Origin of the sequence: Streptococcus mitis, assembly GCF_946190335.1 — a bacterium.
Classification (GTDB): Bacteria; Bacillota; Bacilli; order Lactobacillales; family Streptococcaceae; genus Streptococcus; species Streptococcus mitis_CH.
Genome location: NZ_CAMHZN010000003.1, coordinates 95,048 through 117,550 on the forward strand (window position 1 = coordinate 95,048; position 22,503 = coordinate 117,550).

General features: G+C 41.3%; 22 protein-coding genes. 13 read left to right on the forward strand and 9 right to left on the reverse strand.

Going from position 1 to position 22,503, the window contains the following annotated elements:
* Positions 1-10: 10 nt before the first annotated feature.
* The 9 genes from N8O43_RS05570 (at position 11) to N8O43_RS05610 (ending at position 9,808) form a co-directional block, all read left to right on the forward strand.
* Complete coding sequence (locus N8O43_RS05570) at positions 11-880, forward strand: ROK family protein (RefSeq protein WP_261089694.1); 870 nt, start codon at positions 11-13, stop codon at positions 878-880.
* Positions 874-2,754, forward strand: coding sequence for a beta-N-acetylhexosaminidase (locus tag N8O43_RS05575; protein ID WP_261089695.1), 1,881 nt, complete (start codon positions 874-876; stop codon positions 2,752-2,754). The genes N8O43_RS05570 and N8O43_RS05575 overlap by 7 nt, the downstream gene beginning before the upstream one ends.
* Positions 2,755-2,965: 211 nt before the next feature.
* Positions 2,966-3,895, forward strand: coding sequence for an ABC transporter permease (locus tag N8O43_RS05580; protein WP_001032153.1), 930 nt, complete (start codon positions 2,966-2,968; stop codon positions 3,893-3,895).
* A gap of 13 nt (positions 3,896-3,908) precedes the next feature.
* On the forward strand, positions 3,909-4,832 hold the full coding sequence (locus N8O43_RS05585; RefSeq protein ID WP_000818354.1) for a carbohydrate ABC transporter permease: 924 nt from the start codon (positions 3,909-3,911) through the stop codon (positions 4,830-4,832).
* Between the two features lie 103 nt (positions 4,833-4,935).
* Positions 4,936-6,417, forward strand: a complete 1,482-nt coding sequence (locus tag N8O43_RS05590) for an ABC transporter substrate-binding protein (protein ID WP_000800386.1) — start codon at positions 4,936-4,938, stop codon at positions 6,415-6,417.
* A gap of 236 nt (positions 6,418-6,653) precedes the next feature.
* The gene (locus N8O43_RS05595) at positions 6,654-7,343 is read left to right on the forward strand and encodes a CPBP family intramembrane glutamic endopeptidase (RefSeq protein WP_247953409.1); all 690 of its coding nucleotides are present in this window, start codon (positions 6,654-6,656) and stop codon (positions 7,341-7,343) included.
* A 68-nt stretch (positions 7,344-7,411) separates the two neighbouring features.
* The gene (locus tag N8O43_RS05600; protein ID WP_261089696.1) at positions 7,412-7,708 is read left to right on the forward strand and encodes a bacteriocin immunity protein; all 297 of its coding nucleotides are present in this window, start codon (positions 7,412-7,414) and stop codon (positions 7,706-7,708) included.
* A 131-nt stretch (positions 7,709-7,839) separates the two neighbouring features.
* The gene (gene trhO, locus N8O43_RS05605) at positions 7,840-8,826 is read left to right on the forward strand and encodes an oxygen-dependent tRNA uridine(34) hydroxylase TrhO (protein WP_261089697.1); all 987 of its coding nucleotides are present in this window, start codon (positions 7,840-7,842) and stop codon (positions 8,824-8,826) included.
* A 121-nt stretch (positions 8,827-8,947) separates the two neighbouring features.
* Entirely contained in the window at positions 8,948-9,808 is an 861-nt protein-coding gene (locus N8O43_RS05610) for a DUF4299 domain-containing protein (protein ID WP_261089698.1), read from the forward strand.
* A gap of 64 nt (positions 9,809-9,872) precedes the next feature.
* On the opposite strand, the gene N8O43_RS05615 is transcribed toward N8O43_RS05610, so the two are convergent.
* The 5 genes from N8O43_RS05615 to N8O43_RS05635 all read right to left on the reverse strand — a co-directional run bounded on the left by N8O43_RS05615 (position 9,873) and on the right by N8O43_RS05635 (position 14,151).
* Positions 9,873-10,937, reverse strand: coding sequence for a DUF6574 domain-containing protein (locus N8O43_RS05615; protein WP_261089699.1), 1,065 nt, complete (start codon positions 10,935-10,937; stop codon positions 9,873-9,875).
* A 62-nt stretch (positions 10,938-10,999) separates the two neighbouring features.
* The gene (locus tag N8O43_RS05620; protein ID WP_261089701.1) at positions 11,000-11,947 is read right to left on the reverse strand and encodes a DUF4097 domain-containing protein; all 948 of its coding nucleotides are present in this window, start codon (positions 11,945-11,947) and stop codon (positions 11,000-11,002) included.
* Positions 11,940-12,533, reverse strand: coding sequence for a DUF1700 domain-containing protein (locus N8O43_RS05625; RefSeq protein ID WP_261089702.1), 594 nt, complete (start codon positions 12,531-12,533; stop codon positions 11,940-11,942). Before N8O43_RS05625 ends, N8O43_RS05620 begins: the two co-directional genes overlap by 8 nt.
* Entirely contained in the window at positions 12,520-12,846 is a 327-nt protein-coding gene (locus N8O43_RS05630; protein WP_000273858.1) for a PadR family transcriptional regulator, read from the reverse strand. The genes N8O43_RS05625 and N8O43_RS05630 overlap by 14 nt, the downstream gene beginning before the upstream one ends.
* A gap of 138 nt (positions 12,847-12,984) precedes the next feature.
* On the reverse strand, positions 12,985-14,151 hold the full coding sequence (locus N8O43_RS05635) for a CynX/NimT family MFS transporter (RefSeq protein ID WP_261089703.1): 1,167 nt from the start codon (positions 14,149-14,151) through the stop codon (positions 12,985-12,987).
* A gap of 154 nt (positions 14,152-14,305) precedes the next feature.
* Here N8O43_RS05635 and N8O43_RS05640 point away from each other — a divergent pair, with 154 nt between their 5' ends.
* Complete coding sequence (locus tag N8O43_RS05640; RefSeq protein WP_261089704.1) at positions 14,306-15,136, forward strand: glycosyltransferase; 831 nt, start codon at positions 14,306-14,308, stop codon at positions 15,134-15,136.
* Positions 15,137-15,221: 85 nt separating this feature from the next.
* A complete protein-coding gene (locus tag N8O43_RS05645; RefSeq protein WP_261089705.1) occupies positions 15,222-17,072 on the forward strand; it encodes a polysaccharide biosynthesis protein in 1,851 nt (616 codons plus the stop codon).
* Positions 17,073-17,373: 301 nt separating this feature from the next.
* Here the strand turns inward: N8O43_RS05645 and N8O43_RS05650 are convergent, their stop codons facing one another.
* The 3 genes from N8O43_RS05650 to sdaAB are packed head-to-tail and all read right to left on the reverse strand — an operon-like array spanning position 17,374 to position 19,580.
* On the reverse strand, positions 17,374-18,006 hold the full coding sequence (locus tag N8O43_RS05650) for an HAD hydrolase-like protein (RefSeq protein ID WP_261089706.1): 633 nt from the start codon (positions 18,004-18,006) through the stop codon (positions 17,374-17,376).
* 21 nt (positions 18,007-18,027) lie between these two features.
* Entirely contained in the window at positions 18,028-18,900 is an 873-nt protein-coding gene (sdaAA, locus tag N8O43_RS05655; RefSeq protein ID WP_000500050.1) for an L-serine ammonia-lyase, iron-sulfur-dependent, subunit alpha, read from the reverse strand.
* Positions 18,901-18,908: 8 nt separating this feature from the next.
* Positions 18,909-19,580 (reverse strand): L-serine ammonia-lyase, iron-sulfur-dependent subunit beta, encoded by a 672-nt coding sequence (gene sdaAB, locus N8O43_RS05660; protein WP_000838909.1) that lies wholly within the window; start codon positions 19,578-19,580, stop codon positions 18,909-18,911.
* 239 nt (positions 19,581-19,819) lie between these two features.
* Here sdaAB and apf point away from each other — a divergent pair, with 239 nt between their 5' ends.
* Positions 19,820-20,467, forward strand: coding sequence for an aggregation-promoting factor (gene apf / locus N8O43_RS05665; RefSeq protein WP_004254959.1), 648 nt, complete (start codon positions 19,820-19,822; stop codon positions 20,465-20,467).
* Positions 20,468-20,518: 51 nt separating this feature from the next.
* Here the strand turns inward: apf and N8O43_RS05670 are convergent, their stop codons facing one another.
* A complete protein-coding gene (locus N8O43_RS05670) occupies positions 20,519-21,382 on the reverse strand; it encodes a helix-turn-helix domain-containing protein (protein ID WP_261089708.1) in 864 nt (287 codons plus the stop codon).
* A gap of 333 nt (positions 21,383-21,715) precedes the next feature.
* Between N8O43_RS05670 and N8O43_RS05675 the strand changes: the two genes are divergently transcribed.
* Positions 21,716-22,303 carry a hypothetical protein gene (locus N8O43_RS05675; protein ID WP_001108834.1) on the forward strand — a complete coding sequence of 196 codons (588 nt, stop codon included), beginning with the start codon at positions 21,716-21,718 and terminating at the stop codon, positions 22,301-22,303.
* Positions 22,304-22,503 lie beyond the last annotated feature (200 nt).

A 22,503-nucleotide genomic window follows, 5' to 3' on the forward strand; every position in this document is an offset into this window, starting at 1 on the left:
GGTAAAAACAATGACCATTGCAACGATTGATATCGGAGGGACTGGAATTAAGTTTGCCAGTCTGACTCCTGATGGGAAAATACTAGATAAGACAAGCATTCCAACACCAGAAAGTTTGGAGGACTTACTAGCTTGGCTAGATCAGCGCTTGTCAGAACAGGATTACAGTGGGATTGCTATGAGCGTTCCAGGTGCGGTCAATCAAGAAACTGGTGTGATTGATGGATTCAGTGCCGTCCCTTATATCCACGGCTTTTCTTGGTATGAAGCCCTTGCTCATAATCAGCTGCCTGTCCATCTTGAAAATGACGCTAACTGCGTTGGACTCAGTGAATTACTGGCTCATCCAGAACTTGAAAATGCAGCCTGTGTCGTGATTGGGACAGGGATTGGCGGAGCCATGATTATCAACGGTAGACTTCACCGAGGCCGACACGGCTTGGGTGGCGAATTTGGCTATATGACAACCCTTGCCCCTGCTGAAAAGCTCAACAACTGGTCGCAACTAGCATCAACTGGAAATATGGTGCGATACGTGATTGAAAAGTCTGGTCAGACTGACTGGGACGGTCGCAAGATTTACCAAGAGGCCGAAGCAGGAAATGTCCTTTGTCAAGAAGCCATTGAGCGCATGAACCGTAATCTGGCGCAAGGCTTGCTCAATATTCAGTATCTCATCGATCCAGATATCATTAGCCTAGGCGGTTCTATCAGTCAAAATCCAGACTTCATCCAAGGGGTTAAGAAAGCTGTCGATGAATTTGTCGATACCTACGAAGAATACACGGTTGCACCTGTTATCCAAGCCTGCACCTATCATGCAGATGCCAATCTCTACGGTGCTCTTGTCAACTGGCTACAGGAGGAAAACCAATGGTAAGATTTACAGGACTTAGTCCCAAACAAACTCAGGCAATTGACTTGCTGACAAAACATATCTCTTTACCAGATGTGGAAGTGGCAGTCGCTCAGTCTGACCAAGCCTCTATCTCTATCAAGGGTGAGGGTGGACACTATCAATTAACTTACCGCAAACCCCACCAACTTTATCGTGCCTTGTCCCTGTTGGCAACATCCCTAGCAGAAGGTGACAAGGTAGAGATTGAGGAGCAAGCAGCTTATGAAGATTTAGCCTATATGGCAGACTGTTCTCGAAATGCGGTGCTGAATGTGGCTGCTGCCAAGCAGATGATTGAGGTCTTGGCTCTCATGGGCTACTCAACCTTTGAGCTTTACATGGAAGACACCTACCAGATTGAGGGGCAGCCTTACTTTGGCTATTTCCGTGGAGCCTACTCGGCTGAGGAGTTGCAGGAGATCGAAGCCTATGCCCAGCAGTTTGACATGACCTTTGTGCCTTGCATCCAGACCTTGGCCCACTTGTCAGCCTTTGTTAAATGGGGTGTCAAAGAAGTGCAGGAGCTCCGTGATGTGGAGGATATCCTTCTTATCGGCGAAGAAAAGGTTTATGACCTGATTGATGGCATGTTTGCCACCCTGTCTAAACTGCAAACCCGCAAGGTCAATATCGGGATGGACGAAGCCCACTTGGTTGGTTTAGGACGTTACTTGATTTTGAATGGTGTAGTAGACCGTAGTCTCCTCATGTGCCAACACTTGGAGCGCGTGCTGGATATTGCTGACAAGTATGGTTTCCACTGCCAGATGTGGAGCGATATGTTCTTTAAACTTATGTCAGCAGATGGCCAGTACGACCGTGATGTGGAAATTCCAGAAGGAACTCGTATCTACCTAGACCGTCTCAAAGACCGAGTGACTTTGGTTTACTGGGACTATTATCAGGATAGCGAGGAAAAATACAATCGCAACTTCCGCAACCATCACAAGATTAGCCATGACCTTGCCTTTGCAGGTGGTGCTTGGAAATGGATCGGTTTTACGCCTCACAACCATTTCAGCCGTCTAGTAGCTATTGAGGCTAATAAAGCTTGCCGTGCTAATCAGATCAAAGAAGTCATTGTGACGGGTTGGGGGGACAATGGTGGTGAGACCGCTCAGTTTTCTATCCTACCAAGTTTGCAAATCTGGGCAGAACTCAGCTATCGCAATGATCTAGACCGTTTGTCTGCTCACTTCAAGACTAATACAGGTCTATCAGTTGAGGATTTCATGCAGATTGACCTAGCCAACCTTTTACCAGACCTACCAGGCAATCTCAGTGGCATCAATCCCAACCGCTATGTCTTTTATCAGGATGTTCTATGTCCGATCCTTGACCGACACATGACACCTGAACAGGACAAACCGCACTTCGCTCAGGCTGCTGAGATTCTTGCTGACATTAAAGAAAAAGCTGGCAACTATGCCTACCTCTTTGAAACTCAGGCCCAGTTGAATGCCATTTTAAGTAGTAAAGTCGATGTGGGACGGCGTATTCGTCAGGCCTACCAAACGGATGATAAAGAAAGTCTGCAAGAAATCGCAAGACAAGAATTACCAGAACTCAGAAGCCAAATTGAAGACTTCCATGCCCTCTTTAGCCACCAATGGCTGAAAGAAAACAAGGTCTCTGGCTTGGATACGGTCGATATCCGTATGGGCGGACTCTTGCAACGCATCAAACGAGCAGAAAGCCGCATCGAGGCTTATCTAGCTGGTCAGATTGACCGCATCGACGAGTTGGAAGTAGAAATTCTGCCATTTAACGACTTCTACGCAGACAAGAACTTCGCAGCCACAACAGCCAACCAGTGGCATACTATTGCGACAGCTTCAACCATTTATACGACATAAAAAATAAGAACACTGTGCTCTTACTCAGAGTGTTTCTCGTGAAACATCCCTTTCTTAAAAAAGTACTCCACATAAAATAATTTGTGGAGTTTTTTCTATAATTAGTAGTTTAACCTAACCTTCAAATAGGAGTATACTAATAATGTAATCGTTATCAAAAGTCTAAAAAAGAATTTTTAGATGGATATCAAAATAAAAAAGGGAGGAAATTATGAATAAGTTTTCAAAAACCTTGAGAGACAACTGGATCTTTCTCTTAATGGTTTTGCCAGGGGCACTCTGGTTGATTCTATTCTTCTACATTCCAGTATTTGGGAACGTGGTTGCCTTTAAAGACTACCACATGACCAGTAATGGATTTATAGATAGTATCGTGAATAGTAAATGGGTCGGACTCGATAATTTCAGATTCTTGTTTAGTTCAAAAGACGCCTTTATTATCACACGAAATACTGTCCTCTACAATCTCGGCTTTATCTTTATTGGCTTGATTGTATCTGTAGGGATTGCCATCATCCTCAGTGAACTCCGTTCTAAGAGAATGGTTAAGATCTTCCAAACTTCCATGTTGTTCCCTTACTTCTTGTCTTGGGTTATCATCAGTTTCTTTACAGATGCCTTCCTAAACATTGACAAAGGGGTGTTCAACCATTTCCTAGAGTCTATCGGGATGAAGGAAATCAATTTCTACGCTAACTTAGGCATCTGGCCATATCTCCTACTTTTCCTTGGTATTTGGAAAGGCTTTGGATATAGCAGTGTCATGTACTATGCGACAATCATGGGAATTGATCCAACCTACTACGAAGCAGCGACAGTGGACGGAGCCAGCAAATGGCAACGAATTCGCAATGTAACCATTCCGCAGTTGACACCATTGGTAACCGTATTGACCATCCTTGCAGTCGGAAATATCTTCCGTGCAGACTTCGGTCTCTTTTACCAAATCCCCCACAATGCTGGTCAGCTTTATAACGTAACAAACGTCTTGGACGTATATGTTTATAATGGTTTGACTCAGACAGCAGATATCGGGATGGCATCAGCGGCAGGTCTTTATCAATCAGTAGTCGGCTTGATTCTGGTTATCCTATCAAACTTACTTGCAAGACGAGTTGATCCAAACTCAGCTTTGTTCTAGAAAGGAGGAGAATATGGCAGAAAAGAAAATTAAAAAAGAAAAAATTGATAATGTCGGCATTCACTCCTTCAGTAAGAAAGCAGATATCTTCTTTAGTACCATTTCTGGTTTGGTTGCCCTCTCTTGTATCCTACCCTTTGTATTCGTTATCGTTATTTCGGTGACAGATGAAAAGAGTATCCTACAAAATGGATATAGCTTCTTCCCATCTCAATTTGGATTAGATGGATTTGAGTTCTTGGCACAGTTTAAGGATAAAATCCTCCAAGCCCTCTTCATCTCAGTCTTTGTAACCGTAGTTGGGACATTGACAAATGTCTTTATCACAACAACTTATGCTTATGCCATTTCACGGACAACCTTTAAGTATCGCAGATTCTTTACAATCTTCGTTCTACTTAGTATGTTGTTCAATGCTGGTTTGGTACCAGGTTATATCATGGTAACTCGTGTACTTCAGCTTGGTGACACTGTTTGGGCCTTGATTGTTCCAATGCTTCTCTCACCATTCAATATTGTTTTGATGCGTTCCTTCTTCAAGAAGACGATTCCCGAAGCTATTCTCGAATCCGCTCGTATCGATGGTGCTAGTGAGGCCCGGATTTTCTTCCAAATCTGTTTGCCATTGTCACTACCAGGTATCGCAACCATCACGCTCTTGACAGCTCTTGGTTTTTGGAATGACTGGTTCAACGCTCTTCTTTACATTAAGAGTGACAACTTGTATCCATTGCAATATTTGCTCATGCAAATCCAACAAAATATGGACTACATCGCCAAAGCAGTCGGCCTATCTGGTCAACTGGGAGTTGCTCTACCGAAAGAAACCGGACGTATGGCCATGGTTGTGGTGGCAACCCTTCCAATCGCAATCTTGTATCCATTCTTCCAACGCTACTTTGTAAAAGGTTTGACTATCGGTGGTGTGAAAGAATAGTGCTTACTGAGAAAAAATATTTCTCATTTCCAAACTTCCCTTGCGTGAAGTTAAGATCATTACATTGTTTATAAGTTTAAAAATAAAAAAAGGAGTTTTTGTCATGAAAAACTGGAAAAAATATGCTTTTGCATCTGCTAGCGTAGTCGCTTTGGCTGCTGGTCTTGCTGCTTGTGGAAACCTTTCAGGTAACAAAAAAGCTGCTGACTCAGCTTCAGGTGAAAAAACTGTTATCAAAATGTACCAAATCGGGGACAAACCAGATAACTTGGATGAATTGCTAGAAAATGCCAACAAAATCATCGGTGAAAAAGTTGGTGCTAAATTGGATATCCAATATCTTGGATGGGGTGACTATGATAAGAAAATGTCAGTTATCACATCATCTGGTGAAAACTACGATATCGCCTTTGCATCTAACTATGTTGTAAATGCTCAAAAAGGTGCCTATGCTGACTTGACTGACTTGTATAAGAAAGAAGGGGCAGAGCTTTATAAAGCACTTGACCCAGCTTACATCAAAGGTAACAGCATTAACGGTAAAATTTACGCAGTTCCAGTTGCAGCCAACGTTGCATCATCTCAAAACTTCGCCTTCAACGGAACTCTTCTTGCTAAATACGGTATCGATATTTCAGGTGTCACTTCATACGAAACACTTGAACCAGTCTTGAAACAAATTAAAGAAAAAGCTCCAGATGTAGTGCCATTTGCGGTTACTAAGAACTTCATCCCATCTGATAACTTTGACTACCCAGTTCCAAATGGACTTCCATTCGTTATCGACCTTGAAGGGGACACTACTAAGATCGTAAACCGTTACGAAGTACCTCGTTTCAAAGAACACTTGAAGACTCTTCACAAATTCTATGAAGCTGGATACATTCCAAAAGACGTAGCAACAAGCGATACTTCATTTGACCTTCAACAAGATACTTGGTTCGTTCGTGAAGAAACAGTAGGACCAGCTGACTACGGTAACAGCTTACTTTCACGTGTTGCGAATAAAGATATCCAAATCAAACCAATCACTAATTTCATCAAGAAAAACCAAACAACACAAGTTGCTAACTTTGTTATCTCAAACAACTCTAAGAACAAAGAAAAATCAATGGAAGTGTTGAACCTCTTGAACACTAACCCAGAACTCTTGAATGGTCTTGTTTATGGTCCAGAAGGCAAGAACTGGGAAAAAATTGCAGGTAAAGAAAACCGTGTTCGTGTCCTTGATGGCTACAAAGGAAACACTCACATGGGTGGATGGAACACTGGTAACAACTGGATTCTTTACATCAACGAAAACGTTACAGACCAACAAATCGAAGATTCTAAGAAACAATTGGCAGAAGCTAAAGAATCTCCAGCGCTTGGATTCATCTTTAACACTGACAATGTGAAATCTGAAATCTCAGCAATCTCTAACACAATGCAACAATTCGATACAGCTATCAACACTGGTACTGTAGACCCAGACAAAGCTATTCCAGAATTGATGGAAAAATTGAAATCTGAAGGTGCCTACGAAAAAGTATTGAATGAAATGCAAAAACAATACGATGAATTCTTGAAAAACAAAAAATCATAAGATCAATTGATTTCGTGTATTCATTCCTAATTCCTAAAAATTAAATCACTGTTTTCCTCAGGTTTGTCTGGGGAAGGCAGTGATTTTTTGAAATAAAGACATAGATATTCCTGTTTTCTCATTTCCCTTATTGTAACCATTCAGGAAATCTCAAGCACTATTTAGGATTTAGAGTAAGGATTTGGGTAAATATGGTTTATATTAGAGATGTTACGAGTTTACAAAGGAGGGTTCACATGAAAAAGTATCAGCTTGTCTTCAAAATAAGTGCAGTCTTGTCTTACTTATTTTTCGTATTTGGTCTTTCTCAGTTGACGCTTATTGTACAAAATTATTGGCAATTTTCTTCCCAGATTGGCAATTTCGTCTGGATTCAAAATATCTTGAGTTTACTATTTAGCGGAGTCATGATTTGGATTCTGGTTAAGACAGGCCATGGCTACCTCTTTCGTATTCCAAGAAAAAAATGGCTTTGGTATTCGATTTTGACAGTATTAGTGGTAGTGCTCCATATCTCTTTTAACGTTCAGACAGCTAAACATGTTCAGTCAACTGCTGAAGGTTGGGCTGTATTGATCGGTTATAGTGGGACCAACTTTGCTGAGCTAGGTATCTATATAACTTTGTTCTTTCTGACTCCACTTATGGAAGAGCTAATCTATAGAGGATTACTGCAACATGCCTTTTTTAAGCATTCGAGATTTGGCCTTGATTTGCTTCTTCCGTCAATTTTATTTGCTCTTCCTCATTTTTCAAGCCTGCCTAGTTTGTTAGATATCTTCGTCTTTGCAACATCTGGCATCATCTTTGCTAGTTTGACCCGCTATACCAAGAGCATTTATCCATCCTATGCGGTGCATGTGATTAATAATATTTTCGCAACATTACCATTTTTGCTGACTTTTTTACATAGGGTGTTTGGTTAAATACTGGATCGAGAGTTAGGAATAATAGTTTATCAAATTTATAAGTGAGTTTCAGGAGGAAAATAAGAATGACACCATTAAAATGGTTTGCTGGAGGAAGTGAAAGACGTTGTGAAGCCATGACTATCATAGATCACCTACTGGAAGATATAAACAATACGCCTCAACTTGCTCCTTTGAAAAATCAGTTAGTGAGTTATAAAAGACGATTAGAGGACGATGGGACCTCTACTCCAGTTATTTTGAGTCAAATGAATGTTGACCTTGCGCGCGTATTGATTGATAACAAGCTAAGTTTATCAGAAAGTCAAGCTGAGCAGATCAAAAAATTGAGAGAATTATCTGCTATTCGCTATGGCTACTGACGAAATGCAGGGATAAATCCCTTTCTACAATTTCCAGTCAAATAAATTGCATTCGTTTTCTCAAGCAGGTATACTAGTATAGTTAGATGAAAAATTCTGAAAATTTAAGAATAGAAAAGAGAACAAATCTTATGGCAAAAGATATTCGTGTCTTACTTTACTACCTTTATACTCCAATTGAAAATGCAGAGCAATTTGCTGCAGACCACTTGGCTTTCTGTAAATCAATCGGTCTTAAAGGCCGTATCCTAGTCGCTGACGAGGGAATTAACGGAACAGTTTCAGGTGACTACGAAACAACTCAAAAATACATGGACTACGTTCACAGCCTTCCAGGAATGGAAAACCTGTGGTTCAAGATTGACGAAGAAAATGAACAAGCCTTCAAGAAGATGTTTGTTCGCTACAAGAAAGAAATTGTCCACCTTGGTTTGGAAGACAACGACTTTGACAACGACATCAACCCACTTGAAACAACAGGAGCTTACTTGTCTCCAAAAGAGTTCAAAGAAGCCCTTCTTGACGAAGATACAGTTGTCCTTGACACACGTAACGATTATGAGTACGACCTAGGGCATTTCCGTGGGGCTATCCGCCCAGACATCCGCAACTTCCGTGAGTTGCCACAGTGGGTTCGTGATAACAAAGAAAAATTCATGGACAAGCGTGTCGTGGTTTACTGTACAGGCGGAGTTCGCTGTGAGAAATTCTCAGGCTGGATGGTCCGTGAAGGCTACAAAGATGTCGGCCAATTGCACGGAGGAATTGCAACTTACGGTAAAGACCCAGAAGTCCAAGGTGAACTTTGGGATGGGAAAATGTACGTCTTTGATGAGCGTATTGCCGTAGATGTTAACCATGTCAACCCAACCATCGTAGGAAAAGACTGGTTTGATGGAACACCATGTGAACGTTATGTCAACTGTGGAAATCCATTCTGTAACCGTCGTATCTTGACATCAGAAGAAAATGAAGACAAGTACCTTCGTGGATGCTCACACGAGTGCCGTGTTCACCCACGTAACCGCTATGTTTCAGAAAATGAATTGACACAAGCTGAAGTTGTCGAGCGCCTATCCGCTATCGGTGAAAGCTTGGATCAAGCAGCTACTGTATAAGATCAAACAGTCCTCAGGGGCTGTTTTTCTATGCTTTTTACTCAAAAATCTAAAGTTTGTTTCTGTATCTTTCAGGAAAATAAGGTATACTATATGTAAACGATTTCAAAGGAGTTCAGTTATGACGAAAACATTTTTTATTCCAAATAAACAGAGCATTTTAGGAGAACAGGAAATTTTGACTGCCAAGTCTATCTTGGACTTGGTTGATGGCTTGGAGTCACATAGCTATGATGCAGTCTATCTCCGTCAGCCTCTTAACCGTCTTGAGTATATCGAGTGTGCGATAGTGGGTCAATCACAATTTCTCTTTAAGATCAGTTATGCTGATGGTCAAAAGGCTTACCGTGTCGATCTTCCTGACCTATTAACGAAGACAGACTGGCGGATTATCAAGTTATTTTTAGATGCTCTGCTTGCTTACACAGGAACTGAGATTGAAGGGCTAAATGGCTTTGACTTTGAAGCTTATTTCCAAGCAAGTATTCAAGCCTATCTGGGAGACACCGCAGCCCGTTTTACGATTTGCCAAGGAATTTTTAATCCTGTTTTCTTTAGTCATGAGGATTTGAAAAGCTTTTTAGGGGAAGATGGCTTGGCTCAGTTTGAAGCACGTGTACGTGCGGTTCAAGAGACCGATGCTTACTTTGCAAGAGTTTCCTTCTATCAGGATGGAGAAGGACAAGTTCACGGTGTTTACCATCTGGCTCAAGGAGTCAAGACAGTATTACCGAGAGAACCATTTGTTCCTGCGGCCTATATGGAGCAATTGGTGGATAAGGAAGTGCAGTGGGAGATTGACTTGGTTCAAATCACAGGAGATGGCTCTAAACCAGAAGACTATGAAGCTATCGCTCGCTTGGACTATGCAAAGTTCCTAGAGTCACTACCATCAGCATTTTACCACCAACTAGATGCCAATCAATTAGAAGTTCAACCCATCCTAAGACAAGATTTTAAAGCATTAGCACAAGAAAAGTAAAGCAGGTCAATTGACTTGCTTTTTGGCATAGAAAAAATCCTGCCATGAAAGACAGGATTGAAGTTTAAAGAAAGGCTAAGATACGAAGGTAATCCCCAATAAGTGCCACTTCGGCTACAAAGAAGAGGAGGATAATAACTCCGTTCACAAGGACAGATAAGAATAACTGATAAAAGGAGTCGGTTTCACTTGATTGACTAGGTCTCGTAATGATATGGAGGCTAGCAAGCAGAATGATTCCAATGCTAATCACACACAAGAGGGCTGTAAATCGTAGGCTATCAAAGAAGGCAAAGAAACTAGCAATAGCAGTGAGGATGATTGGAATTGCCAAGAGTTGACTATATTGTTGGAGAACCTTTTCTAGGGTCCAGTCAGTTTCTTGGTGGATAAATCGTCTCACCACGAAACTACCCAAGAGGAATGAAAAGAAGAAGAGTGTTGTTGCTACTAGGATAGAGATAATCGAAAAGAGATTTAATGAAGCAAATTGTTCAGGGAAGTGGCTGTTGATAGTTGCTATATGTCCATAGTAGGCATGTTTGATGTGGTAGATACTAAAGAAAAAGGAAGATGAAGAGAATAGAGTGAGCAAGATAAAGGCTGTGTAACTGTGTGTGCTACTTGTTTCAAGCTTGCTTGTAGGAGATTTGATTGCTTCCATCAGCCAAGACCAAAAATCAAGTACTTGCTCTTTCCATCTGTCCGTAGATTTTGGAGCTTGGTCGGGGATATAAGGACTTTCTAAGGATTGACTGATAAGAAGTGGCTCTTTCGTGGTTGTTTTTTGCTGAGGAAGAGCTTCATGGCTTTCTTCAGCTATAGTGACTTTTTCTGTTTCTTTAGAAAGGTCTGACTCTTCTTCAGTAGAATCTAATGCTTTCTTTTCTTCTATTTCTGTTCTTGCTTCACTGTCTTCAGGCGTTTCAATTTTATCTTCTTGCTGGCTTTCCAGTTCGACTTCAGCTTGAGAGACTTCCTCCTCTACTTGAGTATTTTTTTCAATTGGCATATCGAGATCGGCTATCCTTTCTTCAGCCTTGTCTGCAACCTCTTGAGCTTGCTCTTCAGGTTTGTTCTTGCTTGTTGTTTTTACAAAATCATTACTTTCAAACCATTCTTGTTTCATGGTAGAACCTCCTTTTTAGTTAGATAAATATGCTTCCATAGTAGCAGATGTAAGCGCTTTTGTCAACGGTTTCTAGAAGAAGACTCGTGTTCCTCTGATTTGAGTAGATAGATATCCTGTTCTGCTCTTGCTATGAGTTGATCTTTTGCATCTGCTTTTTCTGTTTTATAAGGATTGCTTAATCGTTCATCTTTGTTTTCTTTGTTTTTAAACGAACGTCTTCCTTCTCTTAAAAAATGAAGAATAGAACCATGTTTTGTTGAAAGATCTAAGTTGATTCTTTGTTTTTCTTCTTCGGAAAGTAGCAGTTGTAGGTCTGTTTTCGCCATCAATTCCACCTTACCGTGTACTTGGATTTTTTCAGCGTGGAAGTGCTTTTCTGTTGACTCTAACTGACTATCTGTCAGTTCTGTGCTAAAGATATTGATGATATTTGGTGTTGTGAGTTTACTGTTTTTGATACGACTTCCTTCAATTCGGAGGAGATAGCCATTTGTATTGAGAGTTGCATTTTCAAGACTAGCATTTATGATGGTGGTTTGTCTGCGATTGGCTGAGATGTTGATTCCTTTTAGGCTTCTTCCTTTTGGTAATTGGAGAATAACTTCATCAAAACGACTAGAGTAGCTGCTTGCGATATGGAGAATCCCGCCAATTCCAGAAGAGAGAAACGGACTTTCAGACAGTTTCTTATCAGTGAGGCTTAGCGTTTTATCGTTTTGATTTGTGATAAGATCATGGTTAGCAGAAATAGATGGATGATAAGAAATGTGGATTTGATCATCGAAAGAGTCTGTGATGGTCAGTGCGTGTTGGTGGAGCGTAATCTCTAGGTTTTCGACTTCCTTGCCAAAGGTCAGCTCTTCCATCCGACTATCATAGACAGGCTCCTTGGACATGGCAAGTAGGCTCTTGATCCCGTCAGATTGGATACCTACAAAAAGCAGGATAAAGCCGATAACGGTAGTCACCACACCAAAAATGAGAAATCCTTTTGTCCATTTACGCATGCTGGTCACCTCTCTTTCCTTTTTTGAGAACAAATTGCACCAGGCGAACAATGAGTAGGCCGAAGAAGCGGGCTACATAGGAAATACCTAGTAAGACTAGTGAAGAAGCACCGATAGCTAGTAAACCAGAACCGAAAATCAAGATAAAGGCCGATTTAGCTTGGGCTAAGACAGTGAAACTTTCAACTAAAAATAGGAATCCGCCGATGATACCTAGTATGGAAACCGCAAAGAAAGCCAGAATGACAGTCAAAGCAGCCACAAGGATTCCGAACAGAGCCACGAGGATGGCGATTCCCAGAGGAATGCCGATGGGTGCTGCAAGGAGAGCTAACAAGGCGATATGCAAAATTTGTCGGTTATTCTTTTGAGCGGGTGCTTCATTGATTTTTTTATTGAGAAGATTGGAGAGAACTTCGTGGGCCACTTCTTTGGGAGTTCCCAAGCTAGCGATGAGTTCTTCTTCTCCTTCGACTCCAGCATCGTCAAAGAGTTCCCTGAAATAGTCCATGGCTTCAATTTGGTCAGCCTGAGGCAGTTTTTTGAGATAGAGTTCTAGCTGAGTCAGGTATTCAGTTCTTGTCATGGCGGATACTCCCTTCTATGATGCCATTGATGGTGTCTGTATAAAGTGCCCATTCATCTTTTAGGGTCACGAGCTGTTCTATACCACCATTTGTCAAGGAGTAGTATTTGCGCATGCGACCTTGGAACTCTCTAGAATAGGTTGTCAGAAAGCTATTGCCCTCCAATTTTTTTAGGATAGGATAGAGTGTAGATTCTTTGATATTGGCGATCAGCTTAATGGTTTGGCTAATCTCATAACCATAAGAATCATCCTGCTCCAGTACAGCCAAGATGAGAAATTCAATCAAGGCAGAGGATGTTGGAAAGTACATGGGGGACCTCCTTTTCTAATGTGTAAGATTTTTATATATAATTTTTCTACACATACATTGTACATCTAAATGAAAGCCCTGTCAAGAGAAATGTATAAAATTTTTATATATAAAAAACTTCTAGCTAAAACTAGAAGTTTAGAGGATTTTATCGGCTCTATCCACTGTAAAGAGGGCCACAGTCATGATGATATCGACGAGTAAGAGGGCAGCTACAGCTGGCACCCAAGAGTGGAAAAGGTCAAAACTGTAACCAAAGAGAGTCGGGCCAAAGGCTGCTAGGATATAGCCTCCTGTTTGAGATAGGCCAGATAATTGGGCTGTCTTTTCAGGGGCGCTTGTCTTGAGTGAAAAGTTGACCATGAGATAAGGGAAGAGGGCGCTGGTTGCGGTTCCGATGAGGAGATGGCTGGCAAGCCAGTAAAAGAAATTACCGATTGGGAAAAAGAGCATGGAAATACCGACCACACCAGCTAGTGAAACCAGAGTGAGCATGAGCTGACGGTTACGAGTAGATAAACTGGTTGTCAGGCTTGGGATGGTCATTGAAAAAGGAATGCTAATCAGGGAGAAGATAGAGGTCAGCAAGCCAGCTTCGTGACTGGATAGGCCTGCATGGATGGCCATGGTAGGTAGCCAGGTCATAGCGGTGTAAAAGAGCAAGGATTGAAAACCTGCAAAGACAATCACTGCCCAGACCTGTTTATTACGCATGACCTTTGCTTTGCTTTTTTGTTTGGTTTGTGGAGCTAGTCTGTGATTATAGCGGTGATTTGGGAGCCAGACCAAAAAAGTTGCTAGACAGAGCAGGGTGAGGAGGATGATAAGTCCTTTCCAAGAACTGGCTTGTGTAATGGGCACAGCTAGATAGGAAGCCAGAGCCGTCGCAACCCCCATAGAAGTTACATATAAGGTGGTCAGATAACCAATTTTCTTTGGTTGATTAGCTTGGATAAGACTAGGAAGCAGAACATTGATGACTGCGATACTTGCCCCAACCATCAAGGTTCCTAGATAGAGCAGGGGCAGATTGATTAGTCGAATGAGAGAACCGATGGTCAAGAAGAAAAGGCCATAGGTAAAGAGATGCTCCAAGCCAATTTTCTGAGCTAGTCGGGTAGAAAATAGCGAGAAGAGGGTAAACATGAGGAGAGGAAGGCTGGTCAGGACACCAAGTGAACTAACTTCGACTCCCAGCCCTTGCGAAATATCTCCCAAAATAATGGGTAAAACAGTAAAAGGGGTCCGCAAGGAAACACCAATCAGGATAATACCTGGAACAAAAAAGAGTGATTGCTTTTTCATATAATACCTCTCCTAGCTGATTTTAATAACAGCTTATTTTAAGGCTTTTTCCCTATAATGTCAAGTAAGGTTTTGGGCTTTCAAGATAAAAATGGGAAAGTCTTGAAAATTATGATAAAATAGTGGAAGGAAATCTATACATTGGAGAAAAACTGTGTCTGAAAAGCAAAAAATCAGCGTATTGATGTCGGTCTATATCAAGGAAAATCCGACATTTTTAAAGAATGCTATTGAGAGTGTTCAAAATCAGACCCTGAAACCGAGCGAATTGGTTCTGGTTGAGGATGGGCCTTTGACACCTGAGCTCTATCAGGTATTAGACCAGCTTGAAGCTGAGTCTGATATTCCAGTGAAACGCTATCCTCTTGAGCAGAATCAAGGTTTGGGCCTGGCTCTTCGACAGGGTGTTTTGCAGTGTCAATACGATATCATCGCTCGTATGGATACAGATGATATAGCTGTTCCAGACCGTTTTGAGAAACAGGTTCAGTTAATGGAGAAGGGAAACCTCGACCTATTAGGTGGACATATTGCAGAGTTTATTGATAATCCTGATGAGATTGTTTCTTACCGTCGTGTTCCAACCCAACATGCAGAGATTGTGGCTTATCAAAGGATGAGAAGTGCCTTTAACCACATGACTGTCATGTTCAAGAAGGACATGGTTCTCAAGGCAGGCAATTATGAGGATGGGCTTTATATGGAGGATGACCTCCTCTGGCTCAATATGATTGCTGCAGGAGCTAAGACTGGAAATCTGGATCAAATCTTGTGTAAGGTTCGTGTCGGAGCAGGGATGTTTGAGCGTCGTGGGGGACTGCGCTACCTCAAACTCTATCGTCAGGCTCGTCAACGTATGCTGAAGAGAGGGCAAATTTCTTACATGGAGTATGCCAAGAGTGTTGCGATTCAGATGGTTGTTGCCCTTTGTCCAGGATTTGTCCGACAGTTTATTTTTATGAAACTGTTACGAAAAAGCAAGTAAAAGATTGTAGCAAATCGTAAACTGGATAAAAAGTGTTATAATAACAATATAAATATCCAGCTCTTTTAAGGAGGAGTAGATTGACATGAATAAAAAACTAACAGATTATGTGATTGATCTGGTGGAAATTTTAAATAAACAACAAAAACAGGTTTTCTGGGGAATATTTGATATTTTCAGTATGGTGGTTTCCATCATTGTATCTTATATTTTATTTTACGGGCTGATTAATCCAGCACCTGTTGACTACATTATCTATACGAGTTTGGCCTTCCTGTTCTATCAATTGATGATTGGATTTTGGGGGTTGAACGCTAGTATTAGTCGTTACAGCAAAATTACGGATTTTATGAAAATCTTTTTTGGTGTGACTGCGAGCAGCGTCTTGTCATATAGTATCTGCTATGCCTTCTTGCCACTTTTTTCAATCCGTTTCATCATTCTCTTTATCTTGTTGAGTACCTTCTTGATTTTATTGCCACGGATTACTTGGCAACTAATCTATTCAAGACGAAAAAAAGGCAGTGGTGATGGGGAACACCGTCGAACCTTCTTGATTGGTGCTGGTGATGGTGGGGCCCTCTTTATGGATAGTTACCAACATCCAACCAGTGATTTGGAACTTGTTGGTATTTTGGATAAGGATGCGAAGAAAAAGGGACAAAAACTTGGTGGGATTCCTGTTTTGGGTTCATATGATGAATTGCCTGAATTAGCTAAACGCCATCAAATCGAGCGTGTGATCGTTGCGATTCCGTCGCTTGACCCATCAGAATATGAACGTATCTTGCAGATGTGTAATAAACTGGGTGTCAAATGTTACAAGATGCCTAAGGTTGAAACCGTTGTTCAGGGACTTCACCAAGCAGGTGGAGGTTTCCAGAAGATTGATATCACAGACCTTTTGGGCCGTCAGGAAATTCGTCTTGACGAATCGCGTCTGGGCGCAGAACTGACAGGTAAGACAATCTTAGTCACAGGTGCTGGAGGTTCAATCGGTTCTGAAATCTGTCGCCAAGTTAGTCGCTTTAATCCTGAACGCATCGTCTTGCTCGGTCATGGGGAAAATTCAATCTACCTTGTTTATCATGAATTGATTCGCAAGTTCCAAGGGATTGATTATGTACCTGTGATTGCGGACATTCAAGACTATGACCGTCTCTTGCAAGTCTTTGAGCAGTACAAGCCAGCTATTGTTTATCATGCGGCAGCCCACAAGCACGTTCCTATGATGGAGCGCAATCCAAAAGAAGCCTTCAAAAACAATATTCGTGGAACTTACAACGTTGCTAAGGCTGTTGATGAAGCCAAAGTACCTAAGATGGTTATGATTTCGACAGATAAGGCGGTTAATCCACCAAATGTTATGGGAGCAACCAAGCGCGTGGCGGAGTTGATTGTCACTGGCTTTAACCAACGTAGCCAATCGACCTACTGTGCAGTTCGTTTTGGGAATGTTCTTGGTAGCCGTGGTAGTGTCATTCCAGTCTTTGAACGTCAAATTGCTGAAGGCGGGCCTGTAACGGTGACAGACTTCCGCATGACCCGTTACTTTATGACCATTCCAGAAGCTAGCCGTCTGGTTATCCATGCTGGTGCTTATGCCAAGGATGGGGAAGTCTTTATCCTTGATATGGGCAAACCAGTCAAGATTTATGACTTGGCCAAGAAAATGGTCCTTCTAAGTGGCCACACCGAAAGTGAAATTCCAATCGTTGAAGTTGGAATCCGCCCAGGCGAAAAACTTTACGAAGAACTCTTGGTATCAACCGAACTCGTTGACAATCAGGTTATGGATAAGATTTTCGTTGGTAAGGTTAATGTCATGCCTCTAGAAGCCATCGATCAAAAGATTGAAGAGTTCCGCACTCTTAGTGGAGATGAGTTGAAGCAAGCTATTATCGCCTTTGCCAATCAAACAACCCACGTTGAATAAAAAAGAAAACGCATATTATCAGGTCTTGAACCTTGGTAATATGCGTTTTGTTATGTAGAGATTTATACTCTTCGAAAATTTCTTCAAATCACGTCAACGTCGCTTTGCCGTAGGTATCATAGGTATAGGTAACTGACTTCGTCAGTCTTATCTACAACCTCAAAACCATGTTTTAAGCTGACTTCGTCAGTTCTATCTGCAACCTCAAAACAGTGTTTTGAGCAGCCTGCGACTAGTTTCCTAGTTTGCTCTTTGATTTTCATTGAGTATGAAAATGAGTTGTTGCCCAGTCTTTGTCATGTTATTGAAAATACTCTAAAACTTGTAGGGGTTTGTGGGCCATATAATCAGGTTGATAGTTTAGTAGATCTGCTTGCTCTCCAAATCCCCAAGTGACAGCCAATTTCTGAATGCCTGTTTCTTGAGCTCCCAGCATATCAAACTTAGTATCTCCGATGATAATGGCTTGTTCTGGGGCTAGTTGATGTATCTGCAAGGCTTGGCGAATGACATCTGCCTTATGAGGTGCTTCAGGGCTGGAACCATAAATGCCATCAAAGAAATGATGGATTCCCAAGTTTTTAGTCATATCTTGAGCGGTAGGGGTATTCTTTGTAGTGGTGATATAAAGAGGATATTTGCTTGATAGCTCCTTAAGCAAGTCTACAATCTGAGGAAAGAGTTGAGCTTCATGGATGCCTTTCTCCTTATAGTAAGAACGGTATATCTGCACGGCTTCAGAAATTCGTTCTTTGGGCAGGCAGGTTGCAAAACTACTTTCAAGGGGCGGTCCCATAAAACCACGAATCGTTTTGGCATCAGGGCTAGGTACCCCCAGCTCCTTAAAGGTATGGGTAAAGGCATTGTGAATCCCGATAGAACTATCAACGAGGGTTCCGTCCAGATCGAAAAAGATAGCTGAGATAGAGGTCATGGTTTCTCCTATTTGATAAGCTTATTCTCCGAAAATTTCTTTTTGGAGGCGACGACCAGTAGGGGTGGCAGCGAGTCCACCTTCAGCTGTTTCACGAAAGGCAGTTGGCATGCTTGCTCCTACTTGGTACATGGCATCGATAACTTCATCCACAGGGATTTTAGATTCGATACCTGCCAGGGCCATGTCTGCTGCGATGAAGGCAAAGCTAGCTCCCATGGCATTGCGTTTGACACAGGGAACTTCGACCAAGCCGGCAACAGGGTCACAGATGAGGCCTAGCATATTTTTAATGACAAAGGCAATGGCTTGACTGGCCTGATAAGGTGTTCCACCGGCAGCTAGAGTCAAGGCTGCAGCACTCATAGCAGAGGCCGAACCAACCTCGGCCTGACAGCCACCTTCAGCACCTGAGATAGAGGCATTGTTTGCGATGACTAGTCCAAAGGCACCGGCAGCAAAGAGGAAATCCAGCTGTTGCTCGTGGCTGAGGTCTAATTTTTCAATAGCAGCTGTTAGAACGGAAGGCAGACAGCCAGCACTTCCTGCGGTCGGAGTGGCACAAACCAAGCCCATTTTGGCATTGTGTTCATTGACTGCAATGGCATTTCGGGCAGCAGAGAGAATCGTGTAATCTGACAGAGTTTTTCCGTTTTTGATGTAGTGATCCAATTTGGCAGCATCTCCACCTGTCAGGCCACTACGAGATTTATTTTCATTGAGGCCAAGTTGGACAGAGGCTTTCATGACTTCTAGATTGCGTTCCATGAGAAGGAAGACTTCTTCACGTTCGCGACCAGTCAATTCAAACTCTGTTGTAATCATGAGTTCTGCGACATTTCCTTGAAAGTCCAGTTCTGCCTGCTCGACCAATTCTTTGATAGAATAAAACATGCTTCCTCCTATTTAAAGAAATTGACATTGTGGAGATGAGGGATTTTTCGAATTTCTTCGATAGCCTCATCACAGTTGCGACTGTCAACTTCGATAATCATAATAGCTTTTTCACCAGCTTTTTCACGAGTAACATTCATCTGGGCGATATTGATATCATAGCGGGAAAGGGCCTCTGTTACGAGGGCAATCATACCTGGAATATCTTGATGAACAATGATGATAGTCGGTGTATTCATATTGAGAGAGACGGCAAAGCCATTGAGTTCGGTTACCTGAATATTTCCTCCCCCGATAGAAATACCAGTCACGCTAATGGTCTTATGAGCATTTTTAACGGTAATTTTAGTGGTGTTTGGGTGAGGGGCATTGCTGTCTTTCTGAATGGTCCAGACAATCTTGATGCCACGCTTGTGGGCAATTTCCAGGCTGTTTGGGATTTCAGGATCATCTGTATCCATGCCCAAAATACCTGCAACAAGGGCTAGGTCTGTTCCGTGACCACGATAGGTCTTGGCAAATGAGTTAAATAGTTGGAATTCGACTTCTGTCGGAGTATCATCAAAAATGGAAGAGACAATCTTCCCAATACGAACAGCACCAGCTGTATGGCTACTAGATGGGCCAATCATAACTGGTCCGATGATATCAAAGACAGATTGAAAACGAAGTGATTTCATCAGTTTCCCCTTATAAAAATTCTTATCTCTATTATATCAAAGAATGAAGGTCTTGGCTTTAATTGTGGATGAAAACCTTTTTACACTACAAATAGCATAAAAAAGCATCTTTTGTAACAAAAAATAGCTTATTTAGGGAAATAAAAAATAATTTTGTAATATTTCTACATAAAAGTGTCAAGAAACGGTAATATTTAAAGGGTATGATAGAACTATAGAAAGAAGGAGAATTTTCAAATATGAAATCAACAACTAAAAAGATTAAAACAACTCTTGCAGGAGTAGCTGCCTTGTTTGCAGTATTTGCTCCATCATTTGTATCTGCTCAAGAATCATCAACTTACACTGTTAAAGAAGGTGATACACTTTCAGAAATCGCTGAAACTCACAACACAACTGTTGAGAAATTGGCAGAAAACAACCACATCGACAACGTTCATTTGATTTATGTTGGTCAAGAGTTGGTTATTGATGGCCCTGTAGCGCCTGCTGCAACACCAGCGCCAACTACTTATGCAGCACCAGCTGCTCAAGATGAAACTGTTTCAGCTCCAGTAGCAGAAACTACAGAAGTAGCAGAAGAAGCTCCAGTGGCAAGCGCACCTGCAGCAGAAGAAACGGTTGCTACAACAGAAGCTTCAGCACCAGCTGCAACTGTAAGCGGATCTGAAGCAGAAGCTAAAGAATGGATTGCACAAAAAGAATCAGGTGGTAGCTATACAGCTACAAACGGCCAATACATTGGACGTTACCAATTGACAGATTCATACTTGAACGGTGACTACTCAGCTGCTAACCAAGAACGTGTAGCGGATGCCTACGTTGCAGGACGTTACGGTTCATGGTCAGCCGCTAAAAACTTCTGGCTTAACAATGGCTGGTATTAAGAAATAACGAACAGAATAATATGAAAAGGTCGAGGAAATCCCTCGACTTTTTTATATTTCTTTCGGTTGATAATAGGTCTCCACTTCTTTTTTGAGAAAGGCTAGAATGGACGTTTCATCGGTCAGCTCCAGAAGGGAGAACCCTTTTTGGATAAGTTTAGCATCATCCCTACAAATCCCAATACGGACATAGCAGATAGCAAGCATATCGCAGCTTTTCTTGTTCTTGGCATCCTCTAGTAAAGTATAGCAGATTTGTTGACACATGTTGTTGTCTTGATGGTATAAGTAAATGGTGGAAAGGTTGAGTAGGATTGCCATTCGCAAGTCATGTAAATGTTGATAGTTTTTATAGACTTCTAAGCGTTGCAAGATTTTTCCAGTGATGAGATGGAGGTGTTCAATAGGAAAGCTGAAAAGGATGGTATTGAGGATTTTTAGGTCGCTTTCATACCATGTATCTTGTTTTTCAATTTTTTCCCAAAGTTTTTTGACAGTTTGTTTCACTTGGTCTGACAGTTGCTCTGTACCATGTTGACGGATATGAATGACAACTTCAAGCATATCCCTGATTTCTTCTATAGGCAGGTCGTGATGGGTCTTGAGATAGTTTTGGCATGTTTCAAAAAAATGAACTAGACCACTGCCACCAATGATGGAATTCATATTGAGATAAGTTTGCATGATTTCTGTCCGTTGGCTCGGCTGATAGATATGGCAGATGTAGTCAAACTCTTCAAAACTCATATTAATCTGTCGGAGAAGAAATTCCATGTTTTCATATTTGGGAGTTACCTTGCCACTTTCAATCTTTGATAGACTAGTTCTTGAAAGGACATCTCCGCAGACCTCTTCTTGGGTTAAGCCTTTTGACTCACGTATTTCTTTATAGACCTTTCCGAAATCATAACGCATGATTGACTCCTTTTCGTGAAAAAAGTTAACAAATAATAAAATCCTATTAAAAATATTGTATCATAGTAATATAAAAAGTAGAAAATAAAACTAAAATAAGTTTGTGGAAAAGCTTGGTGTAATTTTAAAATGGGCTTAATAGTACTATGATGTAGCTAGAAAAGGGGTGGAAAAATGTTTAAAAATAAGGAGCTTTTTCGAGTAGTCATGATATTTGTGATAGGAACTATCCTCATTTTAATGACACCAGTCTTATTTAAAGTTGTTATGGAACTATTTTCAAAATAGATAGGCCTCTGTTTTAGGCAGAGGCGTGAATCAGGAGGTTAAGTGATGAACTACAATGTAAAATATCTCTTATCAGGAATATTTATTATAGTCTTTATAGGTTTTCTAGTCTGGATGCGTTATTTTAATCAGAAGAAGGAAGAAGAGCATTCGGATGTGTCTTTTGAAGCGAGATTAGACAGTGAGGTTAAGACATTATATAAACAACTAGGCTTGGGTGAGGAGCCTCATTATTTCTTAGCCTATCGCTACCTACATCCCTGGTTTAATTTGGCGATTTTACCACCAACAGTTGAAATTTTCTTAACTAAAATAGCGCTGGTGATGGTGACTCCAGATGAACTACTGATAAGAAATCTTGGGAATGGGATGACTTTCACAAGTGAGCACCATCGTGATTTGCGACAAGGACTTATCCGCATTCCAAAATCAGAGATGAAAGAATTTGAGATTCGCAACTGGAAAAGAGTTTTTATATTTGGCGATTTTTTGACAATTAAAACAAGCCAACATAGCTATTATTTGCAGGTTAGAGATGATGGACTTCAAAAAGGAAGTCTTTCTACCAAACACTTCTCCGACTTGAAACGACAAGATTTTCTCGGGTTATTGACAGATAAAAGGACATTCTGATAGACAATTAACCAAAAAACGAATCTTAGGACGTTCAACAATTCAAAAACCACACAGTATTTCTTTCAGCTTGATTGTACTCAAGACTGAAATCACTATGTGATTTTATTTGGAAGCTAGTTTTTCCCAGCCTCTTTTTGCTTACATGTAGGGAAATCTGTTCACTCTTTGTAGCCAATTTGATATAATCTTATCAAAAA

Coding starts and splice junctions, on each gene's coding strand:
- N8O43_RS05635 (WP_261089703.1), bottom strand. CDS start 14,151: ATGAAAAAGCAATCACTCTTTTTTGTTCCAGGTATTATCCTGATTGGT.
- N8O43_RS05620 (WP_261089701.1), bottom strand. CDS start 11,947: ATGCGTAAATGGACAAAAGGATTTCTCATTTTTGGTGTGGTGACTACC.
- N8O43_RS05675 (WP_001108834.1), top strand. CDS start 21,716: ATGAACTACAATGTAAAATATCTCTTATCAGGAATATTTATTATAGTC.
- N8O43_RS05625 (WP_261089702.1), bottom strand. CDS start 12,533: ATGACAAGAACTGAATACCTGACTCAGCTAGAACTCTATCTCAAAAAA.
- N8O43_RS05580 (WP_001032153.1), top strand. CDS start 2,966: ATGAATAAGTTTTCAAAAACCTTGAGAGACAACTGGATCTTTCTCTTA.
- apf (WP_004254959.1), top strand. CDS start 19,820: ATGAAATCAACAACTAAAAAGATTAAAACAACTCTTGCAGGAGTAGCT.
- N8O43_RS05630 (WP_000273858.1), bottom strand. CDS start 12,846: ATGTACTTTCCAACATCCTCTGCCTTGATTGAATTTCTCATCTTGGCT.
- sdaAA (WP_000500050.1), bottom strand. CDS start 18,900: ATGTTTTATTCTATCAAAGAATTGGTCGAGCAGGCAGAACTGGACTTT.
- trhO (WP_261089697.1), top strand. CDS start 7,840: ATGGCAAAAGATATTCGTGTCTTACTTTACTACCTTTATACTCCAATT.
- N8O43_RS05645 (WP_261089705.1), top strand. CDS start 15,222: ATGAATAAAAAACTAACAGATTATGTGATTGATCTGGTGGAAATTTTA.
- N8O43_RS05610 (WP_261089698.1), top strand. CDS start 8,948: ATGACGAAAACATTTTTTATTCCAAATAAACAGAGCATTTTAGGAGAA.
- N8O43_RS05585 (WP_000818354.1), top strand. CDS start 3,909: ATGGCAGAAAAGAAAATTAAAAAAGAAAAAATTGATAATGTCGGCATT.
- N8O43_RS05600 (WP_261089696.1), top strand. CDS start 7,412: ATGACACCATTAAAATGGTTTGCTGGAGGAAGTGAAAGACGTTGTGAA.
- N8O43_RS05590 (WP_000800386.1), top strand. CDS start 4,936: ATGAAAAACTGGAAAAAATATGCTTTTGCATCTGCTAGCGTAGTCGCT.
- N8O43_RS05670 (WP_261089708.1), bottom strand. CDS start 21,382: ATGCGTTATGATTTCGGAAAGGTCTATAAAGAAATACGTGAGTCAAAA.
- sdaAB (WP_000838909.1), bottom strand. CDS start 19,580: ATGAAATCACTTCGTTTTCAATCTGTCTTTGATATCATCGGACCAGTT.
- N8O43_RS05595 (WP_247953409.1), top strand. CDS start 6,654: ATGAAAAAGTATCAGCTTGTCTTCAAAATAAGTGCAGTCTTGTCTTAC.
- N8O43_RS05650 (WP_261089706.1), bottom strand. CDS start 18,006: ATGACCTCTATCTCAGCTATCTTTTTCGATCTGGACGGAACCCTCGTT.
- N8O43_RS05575 (WP_261089695.1), top strand. CDS start 874: ATGGTAAGATTTACAGGACTTAGTCCCAAACAAACTCAGGCAATTGAC.
- N8O43_RS05570 (WP_261089694.1), top strand. CDS start 11: ATGACCATTGCAACGATTGATATCGGAGGGACTGGAATTAAGTTTGCC.
- N8O43_RS05615 (WP_261089699.1), bottom strand. CDS start 10,937: ATGAAACAAGAATGGTTTGAAAGTAATGATTTTGTAAAAACAACAAGC.